1 protein-coding gene is annotated in these 524 nt (G+C 58.4%); it reads left to right on the top strand.

The genetic code is table 11. The annotated features are described in order from the left end of the window. Positions 1–524: TetR/AcrR family transcriptional regulator (locus tag CWO91_RS42430; protein WP_130221200.1), on the top strand; the 524-nt coding region annotated here is incomplete at both ends.

The raw sequence follows: 524 nt of genomic DNA, 5'->3' as shown, positions 1-524 counted from the left end.
TTGGACAAGGTCGCCCAGCGAGCGAAGATATCCAAGCTCAGCATCTATCGGCACTTCGAGAACAAGGAGGCGCTGTTCAGCGCGGCCATGGCGGCCGGCTGCCATCAGTTGTTTGCACCCCAGGCCCTTCTTGAAGGCGTCCACGGTTCGGTCGAAGATCAGCTCATGGCGGTGGGATCATTACTGCTTCGCACGCTGTTGAGATCAGACGTCCGCAGTGTCGAAGCCATGGTCATGGCCGACAAGACGAATCAAAAGTCGTTAAGCAAGCTCCATTTCGAAGCCGGCCCCGTCCATGTCATCACCCAAATCGAGGCCCTGTTGCGTCAGTTGCACGCGAAGGCGCTTCTGAACGTGCCCGATCCTCTCCGGTCCGCCCGCTTGTTTGCCGCGCTTTTCAAAGGATCCGATCTCCTGATGATCGCACGCTTCGATCAGGCGAAAGCAGAGGACGACAACGAAATCGAATCCTATTGCCGGTCGGCCGTCGCCATGTTCATCGCCGCGCACGGTGGCAACGACCA

It is taken from the genome of Bradyrhizobium genosp. SA-3 (assembly GCF_004212635.1).
GTDB lineage: Bacteria > Pseudomonadota > Alphaproteobacteria > Rhizobiales > Xanthobacteraceae > Bradyrhizobium.
Note: the sequence above shows the minus strand (reverse complement) of the source record. Positions and strands in the feature narration are given on the sequence as shown.